Source organism: Pseudoalteromonas sp. DY56-GL79, assembly GCF_041414765.1.
GTDB lineage: Bacteria > Pseudomonadota > Gammaproteobacteria > Enterobacterales > Alteromonadaceae > Pseudoalteromonas > Pseudoalteromonas piscicida.
In genome coordinates, this window is record NZ_JANHZS010000001.1 from 104815 (window position 1) to 120925 (window position 16111).

Annotated in this window: 13 protein-coding genes; 8 read left to right on the forward strand and 5 right to left on the reverse strand. The window is 42.3% G+C overall.

From position 1 onward, the window contains the following. Position 1: 1 nt before the first annotated feature. The gene (hisG, locus tag NO992_RS00375) at positions 2 to 901 is read right to left on the reverse strand and encodes an ATP phosphoribosyltransferase (RefSeq protein ID WP_010377151.1); all 900 of its coding nucleotides are present in this window, start codon (positions 899 to 901) and stop codon (positions 2 to 4) included. 336 nt (positions 902 to 1237) lie between these two features. Between hisG and NO992_RS00380 the strand changes: the two genes are divergently transcribed. After that, positions 1238 to 1483 (forward strand): hypothetical protein, encoded by a 246-nt coding sequence (locus tag NO992_RS00380; RefSeq protein ID WP_010377153.1) that lies wholly within the window; start codon positions 1238 to 1240, stop codon positions 1481 to 1483. A 92-nt stretch (positions 1484 to 1575) separates the two neighbouring features. On the opposite strand, the gene NO992_RS00385 is transcribed toward NO992_RS00380, so the two are convergent. Next, positions 1576 to 2580, reverse strand: coding sequence for a hypothetical protein (locus NO992_RS00385; RefSeq protein WP_010377155.1), 1005 nt, complete (start codon positions 2578 to 2580; stop codon positions 1576 to 1578). 279 nt (positions 2581 to 2859) lie between these two features. Between NO992_RS00385 and NO992_RS00390 the strand changes: the two genes are divergently transcribed. The 4 genes from NO992_RS00390 (at position 2860) to NO992_RS00405 (ending at position 6393) form a co-directional block, all read left to right on the forward strand. Then, on the forward strand, positions 2860 to 3204 hold the full coding sequence (locus NO992_RS00390) for a hypothetical protein (protein ID WP_371373379.1): 345 nt from the start codon (positions 2860 to 2862) through the stop codon (positions 3202 to 3204). 333 nt (positions 3205 to 3537) lie between these two features. Beyond that, on the forward strand, positions 3538 to 5376 hold the full coding sequence (locus tag NO992_RS00395) for an ATP-dependent DNA helicase (protein ID WP_371373756.1): 1839 nt from the start codon (positions 3538 to 3540) through the stop codon (positions 5374 to 5376). After that, positions 5366 to 6052, forward strand: a complete 687-nt coding sequence (gene tsaB, locus NO992_RS00400) for a tRNA (adenosine(37)-N6)-threonylcarbamoyltransferase complex dimerization subunit type 1 TsaB (protein ID WP_010605467.1) — start codon at positions 5366 to 5368, stop codon at positions 6050 to 6052. The genes NO992_RS00395 and tsaB overlap by 11 nt, the downstream gene beginning before the upstream one ends. 44 nt (positions 6053 to 6096) lie before the next feature. Then, the gene (locus NO992_RS00405; RefSeq protein ID WP_045988561.1) at positions 6097 to 6393 is read left to right on the forward strand and encodes a hypothetical protein; all 297 of its coding nucleotides are present in this window, start codon (positions 6097 to 6099) and stop codon (positions 6391 to 6393) included. A 77-nt stretch (positions 6394 to 6470) separates the two neighbouring features. Here NO992_RS00405 and NO992_RS00410 read toward each other — a convergent pair whose 3' ends face one another. After that, positions 6471 to 7763, reverse strand: coding sequence for an alkaline phosphatase (locus tag NO992_RS00410; protein ID WP_371373383.1), 1293 nt, complete (start codon positions 7761 to 7763; stop codon positions 6471 to 6473). A gap of 188 nt (positions 7764 to 7951) precedes the next feature. On the opposite strand from NO992_RS00410, the gene NO992_RS00415 reads away from it, so the two are divergent. The 3 genes from NO992_RS00415 (at position 7952) to rnd (ending at position 11877) form a co-directional block, all read left to right on the forward strand. Further along, positions 7952 to 8824, forward strand: a complete 873-nt coding sequence (locus NO992_RS00415) for an alpha/beta fold hydrolase (RefSeq protein WP_371373386.1) — start codon at positions 7952 to 7954, stop codon at positions 8822 to 8824. A gap of 192 nt (positions 8825 to 9016) precedes the next feature. Next, positions 9017 to 10669, forward strand: a complete 1653-nt coding sequence (gene fadD, locus NO992_RS00420; protein WP_045988558.1) for a long-chain-fatty-acid--CoA ligase FadD — start codon at positions 9017 to 9019, stop codon at positions 10667 to 10669. Between the two features lie 77 nt (positions 10670 to 10746). After that, entirely contained in the window at positions 10747 to 11877 is a 1131-nt protein-coding gene (rnd, locus tag NO992_RS00425; RefSeq protein ID WP_010377171.1) for a ribonuclease D, read from the forward strand. 86 nt (positions 11878 to 11963) lie between these two features. On the opposite strand, the gene NO992_RS00430 is transcribed toward rnd, so the two are convergent. Together NO992_RS00430 and NO992_RS00435 are read right to left on the reverse strand one after the other, a co-directional pair. Continuing rightward, complete coding sequence (locus NO992_RS00430) at positions 11964 to 15029, reverse strand: efflux RND transporter permease subunit (protein ID WP_371373389.1); 3066 nt, start codon at positions 15027 to 15029, stop codon at positions 11964 to 11966. Position 15030: 1 nt separating this feature from the next. Further along, the gene (locus NO992_RS00435) at positions 15031 to 16110 is read right to left on the reverse strand and encodes an efflux RND transporter periplasmic adaptor subunit (RefSeq protein ID WP_045988555.1); all 1080 of its coding nucleotides are present in this window, start codon (positions 16108 to 16110) and stop codon (positions 15031 to 15033) included. Position 16111 lies beyond the last annotated feature (1 nt).

Below are 16111 nucleotides of genomic sequence, written 5' to 3' on the forward strand. Positions count from 1 at the left end.
ATTACTCCATCATCTTTTCAATTGGCATGACGAGAATTGAGTTAGCACCAAGCGCTTTTAACTCTTCCATCGTCTCCCAAAATAGGGTTTCAGAGCTGACCATGTGAAGTGCTACATATTCATCGCTGCCAGCAAGTGCAAGTAAAGTTGGCTGGCCTGTGCCAGGAAGTAATGCACATACTTCATCTAACTTATTCTTTGGTGCATGCATCATGATGTACTTGCTTTCTTTTGCCTGTTTCACCCCTTTAAGGCGTGGCATTAGCTTATCGATCAGCGCAAGCTTACTTTGGTCAGTCAATGCTGCATTTTGAATGAGGCAAGCATTAGATTCTAAGATGGTATCGCCTTGCATCAGCCCATTAGCCTCAAGCGTTGCACCGGTTGATACTAAGTCACAAATGGCGTCAGCCAGGCCTGCTCGAGGTGCTACTTCTACCGAGCCTGTTAACATGACCACGCTGGCATCGATGTTCTCACGTTTTAGATATTGCTTTAAAATCTCTGGGTAGGTGGTTGCGATGCGTTTGCCATTAAACCACGCTTTCTCCTGTTGACCTATCTCTTGTGGCCACGCCAGCGCTAAGCGGCAAAAACCAAAGTCCAGTTTTGAAAGCTTAGTGACCTCAGCAAACTGCTCGTTGCGAATACGCTCAGCTTGAGCTTCTTCTAACACGTTTTCACCTACAATGCCTAAATCACAAACGCCGTCCATTACAAGGCCAGGGATATCGTCATCACGTACTCTAAGTACATCAATAGGCATGTTGGTAGAGTGGGCGATTAAACGTTGTTCACGTAGGTTTAGTTTTACACCAAGTTGTTTGAGTAGGGCTTGGCAATCTTTTGAAAGACGGCCTGATTTTTGGATTGCGATTCTTAAACGGTTGCTATTGCTCATTATTTATTTCCTAATTCTTTAAACGAAAAACCCCGAGGCGGAACCTCGGGGCGAAATAAATATTAACTCTAGTTTACATCTCGCCGGAGGTTCCTTTCAGGAATAACCCACCAGCGAAATAACTGACAGGCTATCCCGTATGATGATGGTGATGATGTTTTGCTGTCAGTGTCATTAGCATGATGTTACCTTTGTAATTAATATGCTATTCAAAAAGTTCATTTATAGATAAACATAATTTTGTTCTACTTGGCAATCATTTTTTTACGCAAATTAAAGAATAGCTTATAACAGTCGATAATAAGTAAAACCAACAGTAGGTTAGTGGGGGAGCAGATGGATGCTTTTAAACCTTTTTTAGGCCCAATCGTACGGCTAGATGTAACTCATAAGTCTGCATTTCATGTAGCTGGTGTGCAGCACTATAAGATTGAAAAAGTTAAGAAAGATCTAAAAACCGAGATTGAACTTAAACGCCAAGCTGCTGAGCATGAAAAAATTAAAGAAGGCGAAGATGAAGAAGATGAGGAGGAAAAATCTCACGAAGAACATAAGGGTGAGAATCTAGATACATGGGCGTAGATTTATTTTGCACAAAATAACCTATTGAACATTTCTCAATACCTGAGTGTATCTATTCCCCAACATATCCCACCCGCTTTTTCGAACCTAGCTTATGTATCGTCTAGTCCAGCGAGAGCCCGGTGAATATCTCGCTCAGTTGAACGCATTTTGGTAAGATTCAATGCCTGAAGGTACGTACTTCTAGCCTTTTCGTTTTGTTTCAGTACACGGTATAACTCAGCCTGAAGCATTAAATACTCCATATGCAGCTCATCCTGTACTCGCTCTTTTCCCAATAAGCGTTCCATAGCATCAACAGCCCTAGGCTTATCACCGTGTTGCTGAAGCGCTAAATAAGCCGATGAAACACAAACATCTCTCCACGTTGGTAGTTGGCTTAGTGCAATATGCTCAATCAGGCACCCGTTAGTGAATAAACGCTGCGCTGCGTCTTTCGCTGAAAAAGTCCACAATAAGTTAGCAGCTCGATGGATCAAAACGATATCTTGCGCATAATGTTGACCCACATAAGCTACCGTTTTTAGGGCTAACTCTTCATTTTGTGTGTTTTGTAAGTAATCCATAAAAGCCAAGTTATAGTAACGGTCATCCATTGCTTTTAGTCTATCAACTATCGCTTTTGATGCTTTTTTTTCAGAATCCCAAAAGCCACTTTCTATAGCTAATGCTTTCGCTGCAGATACTAAGTACTCAGGATTATTTGGCGCCAATTCTGCAGCTTTTATAAAGTGCTTGTTAGACTTTTCAACTAAGCTAAGTTTATTAAAAAGGTTTGACTGTTGCTTTATTTGATACCATAAATTACCAGCAGTAAAATGCACCTTTGCATTGTCTATATGACGCTTAATCAAGGTGTTTAACAGTGCTTCTTTATTATCATCATTTTGCGCAACCGCAACTGACACGGCCATTATTTCAGCATCAAGCTCTTTATCTTTTAGCGTGTTAAGGATTTTAGTGACTTGCTGATACTGACGATGATAAAAAGCAGACTCAAGCATTGTTATTTGAGAATTGGGTTGCTGTGCATATGTTAAAGCACTATACAAAATAATAACCGCGCAAGAGGTATAGATAAGCGATTTAATAAACATGTTGTGTCCTTTTTTAGTGTGTCCGTTATCACTATTGTATGTTTTCTAACGTAAGCTTAATTTGCAGTTTTGATACCAGCTTTTACTTTCTATATTTTTATTCATACAATCAATATGATGTAGACTGTTATCGCTTTACTCTTGCTGTATTTTGCGTGCCATTATCGATACACTCGCCATGTTCTGTTTCGATACCGACACATTTGATAGTTCTGTTTGTATTCAGTAATTCAAACAAAGTTGCATAAATTAACGACCATTTATTTAAGGAGAAATAACATGTCGTATAAGTCAGTAAAAAATCTCATAGGTTGGTTCGTTGTAGGTCTGTCTGCGCTAGCGTTAGCTCCCAGTGTTGTGCCCGGTAGCATGGCTGTTTTAGCATTTTACTTAAGCCTTGCACTGCTCTTAGTTTCCTTGTTTACCATTTCTTCAGCCAATCACCGCCACTTTCAATTGACAGCCATCATTGTCGGTGTCGGTATGCTGGTTTTGAACGATTACTTGCGTGTTATCATGCCTTATCCAGAGCCCACTTGGCTTAACCGCATCGCTTTATATCTCGTGTATCTCACTATTTGTGGGATAGGCATGATTAAGGTTAAACGACAACTTAATAGGTAATACCAGTTGTATTAAGTAAATGATCTATTTTGAAGCAGGGAAATAGCTTTAGTAGCTAGACAAAAATTTTGCTATTTAGTGTTCTAAATGAGAAGTTTTTAACGAAGCTAATATGCTATTTCACCCTTCAAATTGATTAGAGAATTAATTCAATTGGTATCAACACTCAGTTATTGCCAAACAGCGGTTGCGATTTGCTGCTTAGCCACATACAATTTCGCGACCTGTCTGTTTGTAAACTACATTACTTTGGCTGTATCTACGACTTTCTCTTCTACGGGGCCTTTAGCCCAGCATTTCCCGGGCTATCAACCAAGACAGCCTCAAATTGATATGGCTATTGCGGTAGAAGAAACCATACAAAATGGTGGACAATGCATCGCCGAAGCAGGAACAGGGACGGGGAAAACGTTTGCCTATCTCATTCCTGCCTTTCAGTCTAAAGGTAAAGTCATCGTCTCAACCGGCTCTAAGGCCTTGCAAGAGCAATTATTCCATCGCGACGTACCGACCCTAAAAAAGGTGCTTAACAGTGGTAAAAAAGTCACTTTGCTAAAGGGGAGAGCCAATTACCTTTGCCCTTACCGTTTATCACAGCATTTAAGCCATGTGCCAACCGACGACCCAGATGTTATGCACCAACTTGCCATGGTTGCAAAGTTCGCTTCTGAAACACACAGTGGAGACTTAGCTGACTGTGTGGGTATCGAAGAAGACGCAAAGGTATTACCCTACGTTACCTCAACTGCAGATAACTGTTTAGGAAAAGAGTGCCCAGACTACGAAGACTGCTATATCCGAAAGGCAAGATTAAAGGCAGTCGATGCCGATGTTGTGGTGATCAACCATCATTTATTTTTTGCCGATATGGCCGTAAAAGATTTAGGCTTTGCGGAGCTAATGCCAACCGCGGATAGCTATATCTTCGATGAAGCACATCAATTACCAGAAATAGCCAGTGACTACTTTGGTGAGACTATCAGCACTAAAGCTTTGCAGGCGCTTATTAACGATTTAAGGGTGATCTACCGTTCTGATATTCCAGATATGTTGCAACTTGGCAAAACACTCAATAAATTGGAAACCAGTGTCGCCGATTTGCGTTTGGTATTTGGTGGCGATGGTGCCCGTGGTGATTGGCGTGAGGCGCTGGCGAATAAACCAATTTGCGATGCCATGCATCGAGTGATAGCTAACTTAGACTTTCTCTATAAAGTGCTCAAACTTTGTCTGGATAGAAGTGAAAAAATAGAACACCCATTTGAAAAGGTCATGACCTTTAAAAATCAGTTTGAACGTGCCTTTGATACCAGTCAAACTGGATTTAGTTACTGGTTCGAAACCACTAGACGCTTTTTATCTATTCATATCACGCCGCTTGATGTATCAAGTAAGTTTGCACAAATTGTCAAAACCACTGAGGCAAGCTTTGTATTTACCTCCGCTACCTTATCCGTTGATAATTCCCTTGAGCACTTTAGTCGTAGCTTAGGACTCAAACCGACCTCACAATTTATTGTTGATAGCCCATTTAACTATAAGCAGCAAGCCTTGCTTTGCCTGCCACGCTATTTGCCAGAAACCCGTGACGACTTAATGCCACATGCGCTGGTAAAGCTTGCAAAACAGGTGATTGAAGCTGCAAAAGGGCGTACATTTTTACTCTTTACCAGTTATCGCGCGATGCATTTAGTCTACGAAGGGCTGAATACGGCACTGCAATATCCCATTTTTATGCAGGGTCAAGCATCGAAACGGATAATTTTAGAGCAATTTATTCGGCACGGTAACGCCGTACTACTTGGTACGGCCTCCTTTTGGGAGGGGGTGGATGTGAGAGGTGAGACTTTGAGTTGTGTTGTCATTGATAAGCTACCATTTGCTTCACCAGATGACCCTTTATTGCAAGCGCGCATGCGAGACGCTGAAATGCGTGGATTAGAACCCTTTGATGCAATACAACTCCCCCAAGCTGTTATCGCGTTGAAACAAGGGGTTGGACGGCTAATTCGTGATGCTAACGATAAAGGTGTACTGATTATTTGCGATAATCGCTTAGTTACGAGAAAATACGGCCAGACGTTTTTAAGTAGTTTGCCCGATATGTCTCGCACGAGAGACTTAAACAAGGCAATCCGATTTTTAGAGAATATTGATAAAAATGAAAAATAACCTGTTGGCCATAGACGCCTCCACCGAAGCACTCAGTATTGCATTGCACTATGAAGGCAAGTTTATTCGCCACTTCGAGGTTTGCCCACAGCAGCATAGCCAAAAGATACTTCCCTTAGTTGAACGTATTTTACGCGAAGCCGATATCACGCTTAGTGAGCTTGATGGCATTGTGTTTGGACGTGGGCCGGGCAGTTTTACTGGGGTTAGAATAAGTACAGCGGTTGCGCAAGGCTTAGCTTATTCTTCAGGTCTTAAGTTGGTTGGCGTTTCAACTTTGCAAGCGATGGCGCAACAGGCATACATGGAAGCAGGCAAGTCCAGCGTAGTGTCGGCAATAGATGCACGTATGGGTGAGATCTACTTATGCCAATACAACGGCGAAACTCGTGGTGTTATTCAACCAAGCACCGAAGAAACAGTTATTAAACCTGAAAATATCGACTTTACATCAACTGGCGCGGCCGGTGTTGGTACAGGATGGCAAGCGTTCTCAGAGCTTGCCACACAGCTTGAATGCGAAATCATTGACAATATCACGTTACCGGATGCTTATTACATGCTGTTTATAGCCGACGATAGTTTCACACAAGGCTTATCTGTGGATGCAGCTGACGCCCAGCCGCAATATGTAAGGGATACTGTGACGTGGAAAAAGTTGCCAGGTCGCGAATAAAGGCGTATTTTTATACAAGCACTTCGTATTTATTGAGCTAAACCGTGAAACTAAATTCAATCATTCAACAAGCAGGTACATATCAAGTAAAGCCACAGCCTAAAAAGGCGGTGAGCCCTGCTATTGAAGAAATGAGTACGGCTAAGCTCAATACCGCTCAGATCAAAACCAGTGAAAAGGGCATTGCGTTGGTGGAGCAGTTCCAATCGCAGCAACGTTCGACTATCTACGACCGCCCTAACTTTCGTACTGGACAGGCAATTAGTGAATACAAAGCAATTGCAACGGAAGCAAGACGAGATGAGATCAAAGGTATGATTGGCGTTTCTGTTTACGCGTAATATCTCTTCCAAGAATTGAAAACAAAGAAGGTCAGCAAATGCTGACCTTCTTTGTTTTTGAAAGTAAATGAAGATTTTTATTTTTTAATAAATCCAATCAGTTTATCAGCAATTGCAGTATTGTTTTGCGAGCCGATAAACGCTTCTTTACCTTTACCATGGGCAAACACTTGTACATCGATAGCGGTGTGACCACCCGTTGTCCAACCGGTGAAAGATGCATCACTAATTGCCTCTTTAACGACAACACTAAGCGCCTTCGGACCTTGTGATAGTGCTTCTTTTACTTTTAGCTCAGTCGCACTGTCATACTCAAGACCTGTGAGTTCTTGCCATGTTGCTTTAACGTCTTTTGTCTTTACGAGTGCTTTTGCTATCTCGCCCGCTGAACCTTTCACTTTAGCTACCACATCACGCTCCCAGCGATACTGACCATTCGCACCAAGCGTTAATCCACCCGTAGAGTGATCTGCTGTGATCACCAAGATAGTGTCTGGGTTGTTATCAACAAAAGCCTTTGCCAGCTTAATTGACTCTGCAAAGTCGTCCATTTCATGCATAGCACAAGCGATATCATTAGCATGTCCACACCAGTCAATCTGACTACCTTCAATCATTAAGAAGAAGCCTTTCTCATTCTGGTTTTCCAATAATGATAATGCCGTTTTAGTCATTTTAGTTAGGCGCTGCGGCTCTTCATCAATTGCGAATGGCAGACCTACTTCTGCGAACAGACCGATCGCAGGAATTTTATTTAGCGTATCAAGCTTAGATAAAGCATCGACGTATTGATAACCTGCGTCTTTAAATTCATTAACTAGGTTTCTATCTTCACGAATGAAGTATTTAGTGCCCCCACCAAGCATAAGATCTACAGGTAATTTTCCTGCGATTTTATTGTCGATGTAATCATTGGCAATGTCGTCATAGTTACGACGTGATTCATTATGAGACGCGAAACTTGCAGGTGTTGCGTGGTTGATTTGCGATGTCGCAACAAGCGCGGTTGTTTTACCTTTTCTTTTCGCCACTTCAAGCATCGTTTCCAAATGTTCTTTATGGGTATCTACCGCAATTGCGCCATTATAGCTTTTAGTTCCTGTACTTAAGGCGGTTGCGCCCGCAGCACTGTCTGTTACAACCGTGTCGTCATCTGGGTAAGTATGCGCCATACCTACCAAAATAGAGTCAAAAACCGTTGGGTCAACCACTTTCGTTGAAGGGTCATCTTTAAAATAACGGTAGCCCGTAGTGTAAGCCGGCCCCATGCCGTCGCCAATCATATAAATAATGTTTTTTGGAGCAGCCAATGTCGGAGCCGCAAATACTAATCCAACAAATGAGGCCAAAAGGCTAGTTTTGAAATTCATTGTTATTCCCGTGTACTTATTGTGATAGAGGTATGTGATTCTCTACTATTTGATCGATTTAAAACACATTCATAATAGAATGGATGTTCGATAAAAATATTTTCAACAAATCAAAGTAGTAAGTTCAAATATGTCACGGTAAGATGATAAATCAATGATGGTACAATGAACACTAAAAGAATTCGTCGATGTCTCTATATGCGATAAAAGAACAAAAAATCGGGCCATTCTCCTACCAAAGCTGGGGAGAGGGAAAGCAAACCGTTATCTACCTTCATGGTTGGCAAGACAACAGCAACAGTTTTGTACCGTTTGCGCCATTTTGCAATACACAGTACACACATATCGCACTTGACTTAGCAGGTCATGGACACTCAGATTGGAAAAGTGCCGACGCCTTTTATTACTTTATCGATTATGTCTATGACTTAAAGTGCTTTTTAGATTTAGCACAGATCAAAACGTGCCATATTGTTGGCCATTCTATGGGGGCAATGATAGCTAACTTGTTTGCAAGCTGCTATCCAACACGTTGTTTATCGTTGGTACTAATCGAGGGAATAGGGATTGTGAGTACCTCAGAGAGTGATACCAAAACCCAGCTCATTAATGCGTTTAATTCCCGAGATAAATTAAAACAATCTAAACCACGGGTTTATCCTGATATAAACACACTTACGCAACTGCGCAGTAAAATCAGTGATGTTTCGGTAGAAATAGCAGCGCTGCTTGTGACAAGAAATACCCAGCCGCATCCTGATGGCGTGCAACTTAGATTGGATCCCCGACTAAAGCATCACTCTGGATTTAGGTATTCCATCTCTCAAGCAAAGTCGGCGCTCAATGGGATATCCATTCCAACCTTATTGGTGTTAGCGGAACAAGGCTATGACATGATTGTCAGACAGTATAGTCAATTTAAGGGCTGTTTCGACTCACTCAGGCTTGAGAAAATACCTGGCGGCCACCATTGCCATATGGAAAACCCGGAAATTTGCTATAAGCTAATTGAGGCACACCAAAACTGCGACAAAACATCGTTTACAACTGAAGGAGCGTAAAGAATAAACTAATCATGGAAAGAAAAGTTCACAAAGAGCGCTAAAGCCCACGTTTCAACAGCATCTAGATTGTAAATCCTCAGATATTGTGGGAATATGGCGTTTTTAGAGTATTTGCTCAATTGTTAAAGTGCCTTACATCGTTTATGGTTTAGGGTGAATATAAAAATAACGAGAACACAGGAGCTAAGAGTGGAAAAAATCTGGCTTAAGCGCTACCCAGAAGGTATGCCTGAAACTATCGACCCAGAGCATTACAACTCATTGCTTGAATTATTTGAAAAAAGTTTTGCAGATTATGCTCAGTATCCAGCCTACACCAATATGGGTAAGACACTGACTTATCAGCAAGTTGATGAAAAAACCAAAGCAGTTGCTAGTTATATACAAAATGAATTGAAACTTGGCCGTGGCGATAAAGTTGCTGTCATGATGCCAAACTTGTTGCAAACTCCAGTTACTATTTTAGGTGTGCTACGTGCTGGCTGTACGGTTGTAAACGTTAATCCGCTATACACCGTGCGCGAATTAGAGCATCAGCTAAATGACTCCGAGTCAAAAGCTATCTTTATTCTTGCAAACTTTGCCCATACACTGGAGCAAGCCTTACCAAAAACCAGTGTGAAGCATGTAGTGCTGACAGAAATTGGTGACATGTTAGGTGGCTTCAAAAAGCACTTGGTGAACTTTGTTGTTAAGCACTTCAAAAAAATGGTGCCTGACTTTAGCTTGCCAAATACCATTCCTTTCAAAGAAGTAATTGCAGCAGATCCTACAAAATATCAGAAACCTGATGTGACGCTAAGTGACCTTGCCTTTTTGCAATACACAGGCGGTACAACTGGCGTATCTAAAGGCGCGATGCTTACTCATGGCAACATGGTAGCAAACCTTGAGCAGGTCTCTGGCTGTTTAGATAAAGTATTAGATAAAGGAAAAGAGGTCGTTATCACGGCGCTACCGCTATACCATATCTTTGCATTAACAGCGAACTGTTTGACCTTTATGAAGTACGGCGGTCACAATATCTTGATCACCAACCCGCGTGACATGCCTGCGTTTGTAAAAGAGCTGGCAAAGGTGCCATTTACCGCTATCACTGGTGTTAACACCTTATTTAATGGCTTGTTGAACACACCAGGTTTTGCCGACCTAGACTTTTCAACCCTGAAAATGTCTTTAGGTGGTGGTATGGCCGTACAACGCCCTGTCGCTGAGCGCTGGCAAAAGGTGACAAAATCAAAGCTGATGGAAGGGTATGGCCTTACAGAATGTGCGCCGCTAGTTACTATTTGCCCACATGATCTTGAAGCCTACAACGGTTCTATTGGTTTACCTGCACCAAGCACTGACATTAAGATTGTTGATGACAACGGCAATGAAACACCTAAAGGTGAGCCCGGTGAGTTGTGTGTTAAGGGCCCGCAGGTGATGGCTGGTTACTATAACCGTCCAGACGCAACCGCCGAATGCTTAAAAGACGGCTGGTTTGCAACAGGTGATATCGCTACTTATGATGATGATGGTTTCTTCTACATCGTTGATCGTAAAAAAGACATGATCTTAGTGTCCGGCTTTAACGTTTTCCCTAATGAAATCGAAGAAGTCGTTGCTATGCACGAAGGCGTGTTAGAAGTTGCGGCGGTTGGCGTGCCACACGAGGTTAGTGGTGAGCAAGTTAAAGTTTTTATTGTTAAAAAAGACCCATCTTTAACAGAAAAAGATATAATTGCACATTGCCGAGATAATCTAACGAACTATAAAGTACCAAAGCTAGTTGAGTTTAGAGATGAACTGCCAAAGACTAACGTTGGTAAAATACTGCGTAGAGCGTTAAAAGAATAACAAATAGAGCCGGCACTAGCCGGCTTTTTTATAGCTAGCGCGATATGGCTAGTTATGTAAATTGCATGGGAGTAACAGTGCAGTATCAAGTTATTGAAAGCCAAACAGCACTAGATGAATTTGTCTTGTCTATTTCGAAAGCCAAAGTGCTCGCCGTCGACACCGAATTTATGCGTCGCCGCACCCTATACCCAGAAATTGCTCTGTTACAGATCTTTGATGGTAATCACCTTGCTCTTATCGATCCACTAGCCGATATAGATTTTAGTGAGCTGTGGACATTATTTTCAGATACTAGTGTTTTAAAAGTACTTCATTCTCCATCAGAAGATATCGAAGTATTTCTAAAGTTTGCAGGTTTTATCCCATCACCAATATTCGATACCCAGTTTGCTTTACAGTTGTTAGGTGAGGGTAGTTGTATTGGTTTTGCTAATATGGTGAAGCAACTTAGAGACGTGGACATTGACAAAAGTGAATCCAGAACAGATTGGTTACGCCGCCCTTTAACTCAAAGCCAATTGGATTACGCCGCCTCCGATGTATATCATTTACTACCATGTTTTGAGACTATTCAAGCTCGAGTAAATGAAAAGCAGCTATTTAACATAGTGCTTCAAGAGAGTGAGTTGCTAGCCCAAAAGAGAAGCTTCCGTCAACCAGATGAAGTGCTTTATCTCGATGTCAAAAACGTGTGGCAACTTAAGCCTAGAGATCTTGCTACCCTACAAGAACTTGCAGCGTGGCGCAGAGCCAAGGCAGAGAAAAAGAACTTAGCGCTAAACTTCGTGCTTAAAGAACATAACATGGTAGAAATTGCCAAACGTCGTCCAAGCTCACTGGGCAGTTTGCGCAATGTTCCAGGTGTTGAACCAATGGAAGTCAATCGCTCTGGTAAAGAAATTCTTGCCTGTATAGAAAAAGCAAAAGAAGTGAGTGAACAAGATTGTCCACAGCGTGTGAGAAGACTTATCGACTTTAAAGGTTACAAAGCAGCATGCAAGGATATCAAGCAGGTTATCGCCGAAGTTGCCAAAACTAACGATATTCCGGTTGATGTGTTTGCTTCGAAAAAACAAATCAATCAGGTGATCAGCTGGTCTTGGAAAAAGTCACCGGAAGAAAAGCAATTACTGATGAAACCCGATCTTGCTTTAGGCTGGAGAGCTGAGCTTGTTGGAGATAAGTTAGACAGTTGGTGGCAGTAGCAGCACTCCTGTCGAATAAAAGGTGAAAGATAAAAAGCGAAAGCGATAGTAACATCCACCTTCCTAAGAAGGTGGATGTTACTAAACTAGTCTTTTGGTTGTTCGATACCAAAGTACACGCAATGTAACACAGGTAATACAATCAACGTCAGTATGGTCGCAAAACCAAGACCGAACATAATGGTGACCGCCATGGATTGGAAGAACACGTCAAATAATAGCGGGATCATACCCAGTATGGTTGTGATTGCAGCCATAGACACCGGCCTTACACGACTCACACCAGAATCAAATACCGCTTGGTAAGGGGACTTACCAGAGTCAATTTCGATATTGATTTGATCCATCAGTACAATACCATTTTTAATCAACATGCCGGATAAACTGAGCAAGCCTAATAGTGCCATAAAGCTAAATGGTGCTTGTAGCAATACGAGGCCTGCCGTTACCCCAATAATAGCAAGCGGCACGGTAGACCAGATCACTAATGGTTTTTTCACCGAGTTAAAGAGTACTACAGTGATCATAAACATCGCTAAATAACCGATTGGTAATGAGCCAAAAATAGCTTTCTTCGCTTTGCTTGACGACTCATACTCGCCGCCCCATTGCATTTCGTACCCTTGGGGTAGTTCAATGGCTTCGATATCCGCTTTGACTCTTGCAAATAACTTAGCTGGGGTTTCATCGCCGATAACATCATGATCAGCCATTACGGTGATGGTACGTTTGCGGTCGCGGCGCATGATCAGGCTATCTTCCCAAGTGACACTAAAATCATCCACGATTTGTGAAACAGGCACGTAGACGCTAAGGACAGGGCTGAATATTTGTAAGTCACCTAGATTTTCAACATTTAGCCTCTCTTCCTCTGGAGAGCGTGCAATGATAGGCAACAGTTGCGTACCATCTCGATATAACCCAACCTTGTTACCTGACACCGAAGTCAGTAGCAACTGATCTAAGTCAGATTTACTGATCCCCAAACGACGCGCCTTCAATTCATTAAACTGCGGGCGGATCAACTTGGTTCTCTGTCGCCAGTTATCACGAATATTAAACGCTTTATCGTCCTGGCTGATAATACCTTTGGCTTCTTCAGCTAGTTGGCGTAACACAACAGGATCTGGTCCCGAGAACCTAGCCTCAATTTTTGCGTCGGTTGAAGGACCAATTTCCATGCGCTTTATTTTGAGACGCCCATCTAGCTCATTTTCAAGCTCATAATCACGAAGCTTGGCAATCATAGCCACTACGGCATCGCGGTCTTTTACACGTACAATTAGCTGACCATAAGCGTCATATTGTTTTTCAGGCGAATAGGTCAACATAAAACGAGGCGCGCCTTGACCAATCGTTGCCGTTACTTCGTTAACCATAGGATCAGCCAGTAAAAAGGATTCTATTTTCTCAACATTTTTCGCCGTACTGCGTATATCGGCACCTTGATAATGCCAATAATCCACATAGAACATCGGTGTATTTGAAGCCGGGAAGAAGGACTGCTTAACCGATTTAAAGCCAACAACTGCAGCAACTAATAGCAGTACCATAGAAATAATGGTAATAGCACGATTTTTAAGGCAGAAGGTCAGCATGGATTTATAAACGGTGAAGATCACACCTTTATAAGGGTCGTCTTCTTCACTGGTATCTGATGACTTTTCCTTCGGTCCTTTAAACATCATATTGGCAAAAAATGGTGTCAGTGTGATTGCAGTTACCCAGCTTAGTAGTAATGAAATTAACAACACCCAAAATAAAGAACCAGCAAACTCACCACTGGCGTCGGAGCTTAAACCAATCGGTGCGAATGCAGTGATCCCGATAACGGTTGCGCCAAGAAGTGGCCATTTTGTCTGTTCAACAATGTTCACAGCAGCTTTTACTTTAGATTGACCCCGTTTAATGTTAATCAAAATGCCTTCAGTCACTACAATGGCATTATCGACTAGCATCCCCAGTGCAATGATCAAAGCACCTAATGAAATACGCTGTAAATCAATGGCGAATATCTTCATAAAGATAAAGGTACCCAGCACCGTAATAAGCAAAATACCGCCGATTAAAATGCCACTCTTTACACCCATAAAGATAAGCAGAACGATAATGACAATGACAACAGCCTCTAAAAGGCTAACGATGAAACCGTCAACCGAGGTTTCTACTTCTGTTGGTTGATTGTAAACCGTGTTGATCGTAATACCGTATGGGCGCTGATATTCTAGTTGCTGTAAGTGATGTTCAATTTCTTTACCCACCTCAACAACATTTACACCAGAGGTAAAAGAAACCCCAACCAGCAGTGCACGCTTTTGATCAAAACGTGTAATATGATTCGGCACTTCTGCATATTCGCGTGTCACTTTTGCCACATCACCCAAATAAATAAGCTCTTTGGCGCCTGGCTTTGAGATAAGTAACCCCTCTAGCTCAGCAACGTCTGTAAACTCACCAGTAGGGTGTAGGCGAATAGACTCGTCTCCAACTCGTATTTTACCCGCATTAGATACCGTATTTTGAGCTTGTAACAACGAGAAAATGTAGCTAGGCGCAATGCCAAGTTGTGACAGTTTTTGTGTTGATATTTCGACGATCACTTGCGCTTGCTGCTCACCCGCAACAGTAACCTTACTCACACCTTCAACTAGCACTAATTCGCGCTTCAAAAAGTCAACGTAATCTTTTAGTTCATCATACGAATAGCCTTCGCCAGTTATCGCGTAGAGTTCACCGTAAACATCAGCAAAATCGTCGATAACGCTTGGCGGCCTAACACCTGGCGGTAGCTTCTGCGAGAGATCATTTACTTTACGGCGCAGCTCATCCCAGATCTGTTGTAAGTCTTTCTTACGGTACTTACTCTTCATCTCAACAGTGATCTGCGACTTACCGGGAGAAGAAATCGAAGTTACATAATCAACATAAGGCAGAGACTGAATTGCATTTTCAATCGGGAAGGTGACTTCCTCTTCCACTTGTTGTGGCGATGCACCAGGATACATGGTCACGACCATGGCTTTTTTTAGCGTAAATTCAGGATCTTCTAGTTGGCCTAAGCCCAAATAGGATACCGCTCCAGCAATAAGCAGGAGCAAGGCAAACATCCAACTGATAACCTTATTCTCAATTGACCATTTGGCTAAACTCATATTACAGACCTCTTTCTTTAGTCCAAGGTCTCACTTTTGCGCCTTCTTGCAAGTAATGCACGCCCGCAGCAACAATTTCTTCACCAGGTTCAAGACCCGACAATACCTCAATACCGGTATGATTAAGTTGACCAACGGTGACTTCGCGTTTTGTTACGGTCTGCTTATCGCTTTGATATACCCAAACGTAACTATTTCCCTCTGTGCCTTGCTTTTTATCGGAGAATACTGCTTGGTTAGGTACTATGATTGCCGTATTTTCACGGTTCGTAATTTTGCTTGGGTCAACGTAAACATGGCCAGTCATACCTGCGAACAAATTAAAGTCCTCGGGGATTGGAAGACTAAATACGACTTTGTAGGTTAAGGTTGCAGGATCTGCCTGCGTATCCCATTCCTTAATTGTAAGCGGGTAAGACTTACTTGGGTAGCCATCAAAAACAACAGTCGGTTTGTAATCAGAATCTTTATCAACACGTGCAACGATGCGCTCAGGAACTTGAATAACCACATCCATCATATCGCGTGTTTCAAGGCGAAGAATATTTTGCTTTGCTACGACGTTTTCGTAATTTTTGACAAATACCTTGGCAACAGTACCACTAAACGGTGCTCTAAGTTCGCTATATTCGAGGTTTGTTTTAGCAATTTTAAATGCAGACTCGGCAACTTGCTTGTCTGCATTTGCTTTATCAAACTCAGCTTTAGTCGCTATGCCTTTTTCAAATAACGGTTCAATTCTCGATAACTGCGATTTAGCCAGTTCAAATTGGGCTTTACGTTGTTCATATTGCAGGTTGAAATCTTCAGGATCAAGCTTGGCTAGCAATTGCCCCTTTTGTACGTCTTGGCCTGCGAGAACTGGAAACTCGATAAGTTCGCCATTCACACGAAAGGCAAGATAGGAGCCTTGATTTGCCACCACTTCAGCAGGGAAACTGCGAAGCGTGCTGCTATTGGGATCCGAAACCGTGTGAATTTTAACCGGACGGTTAGGGGCTTCTGTTGGGGCTTGTTCTGCTTGCTCTTGGCAGCCCACTAATAGGGTAGCCAGCACAATTCCAGAAAACACTCTTAACATA

What these genes read in the sequence shown, in the direction of transcription:
- hisG (WP_010377151.1), bottom strand. Translation starts at nt 901, where the DNA reads ATGAGCAATAGCAACCGTTTAAGAATCGCAATCCAAAAATCAGGCCGT.
- NO992_RS00380 (WP_010377153.1), top strand. Translation starts at nt 1,238, where the DNA reads ATGGATGCTTTTAAACCTTTTTTAGGCCCAATCGTACGGCTAGATGTA.
- NO992_RS00385 (WP_010377155.1), bottom strand. Translation starts at nt 2,580, where the DNA reads ATGTTTATTAAATCGCTTATCTATACCTCTTGCGCGGTTATTATTTTG.
- NO992_RS00390 (WP_371373379.1), top strand. Translation starts at nt 2,860, where the DNA reads ATGTCGTATAAGTCAGTAAAAAATCTCATAGGTTGGTTCGTTGTAGGT.
- NO992_RS00395 (WP_371373756.1), top strand. Translation starts at nt 3,538, where the DNA reads ATGGCTATTGCGGTAGAAGAAACCATACAAAATGGTGGACAATGCATC.
- tsaB (WP_010605467.1), top strand. Translation starts at nt 5,366, where the DNA reads ATGAAAAATAACCTGTTGGCCATAGACGCCTCCACCGAAGCACTCAGT.
- NO992_RS00410 (WP_371373383.1), bottom strand. Translation starts at nt 7,763, where the DNA reads ATGAATTTCAAAACTAGCCTTTTGGCCTCATTTGTTGGATTAGTATTT.
- NO992_RS00415 (WP_371373386.1), top strand. Translation starts at nt 7,952, where the DNA reads ATGTCTCTATATGCGATAAAAGAACAAAAAATCGGGCCATTCTCCTAC.
- NO992_RS00430 (WP_371373389.1), bottom strand. Translation starts at nt 15,029, where the DNA reads ATGAGTTTAGCCAAATGGTCAATTGAGAATAAGGTTATCAGTTGGATG.
- NO992_RS00435 (WP_045988555.1), bottom strand. Translation starts at nt 16,110, where the DNA reads ATGTTAAGAGTGTTTTCTGGAATTGTGCTGGCTACCCTATTAGTGGGC.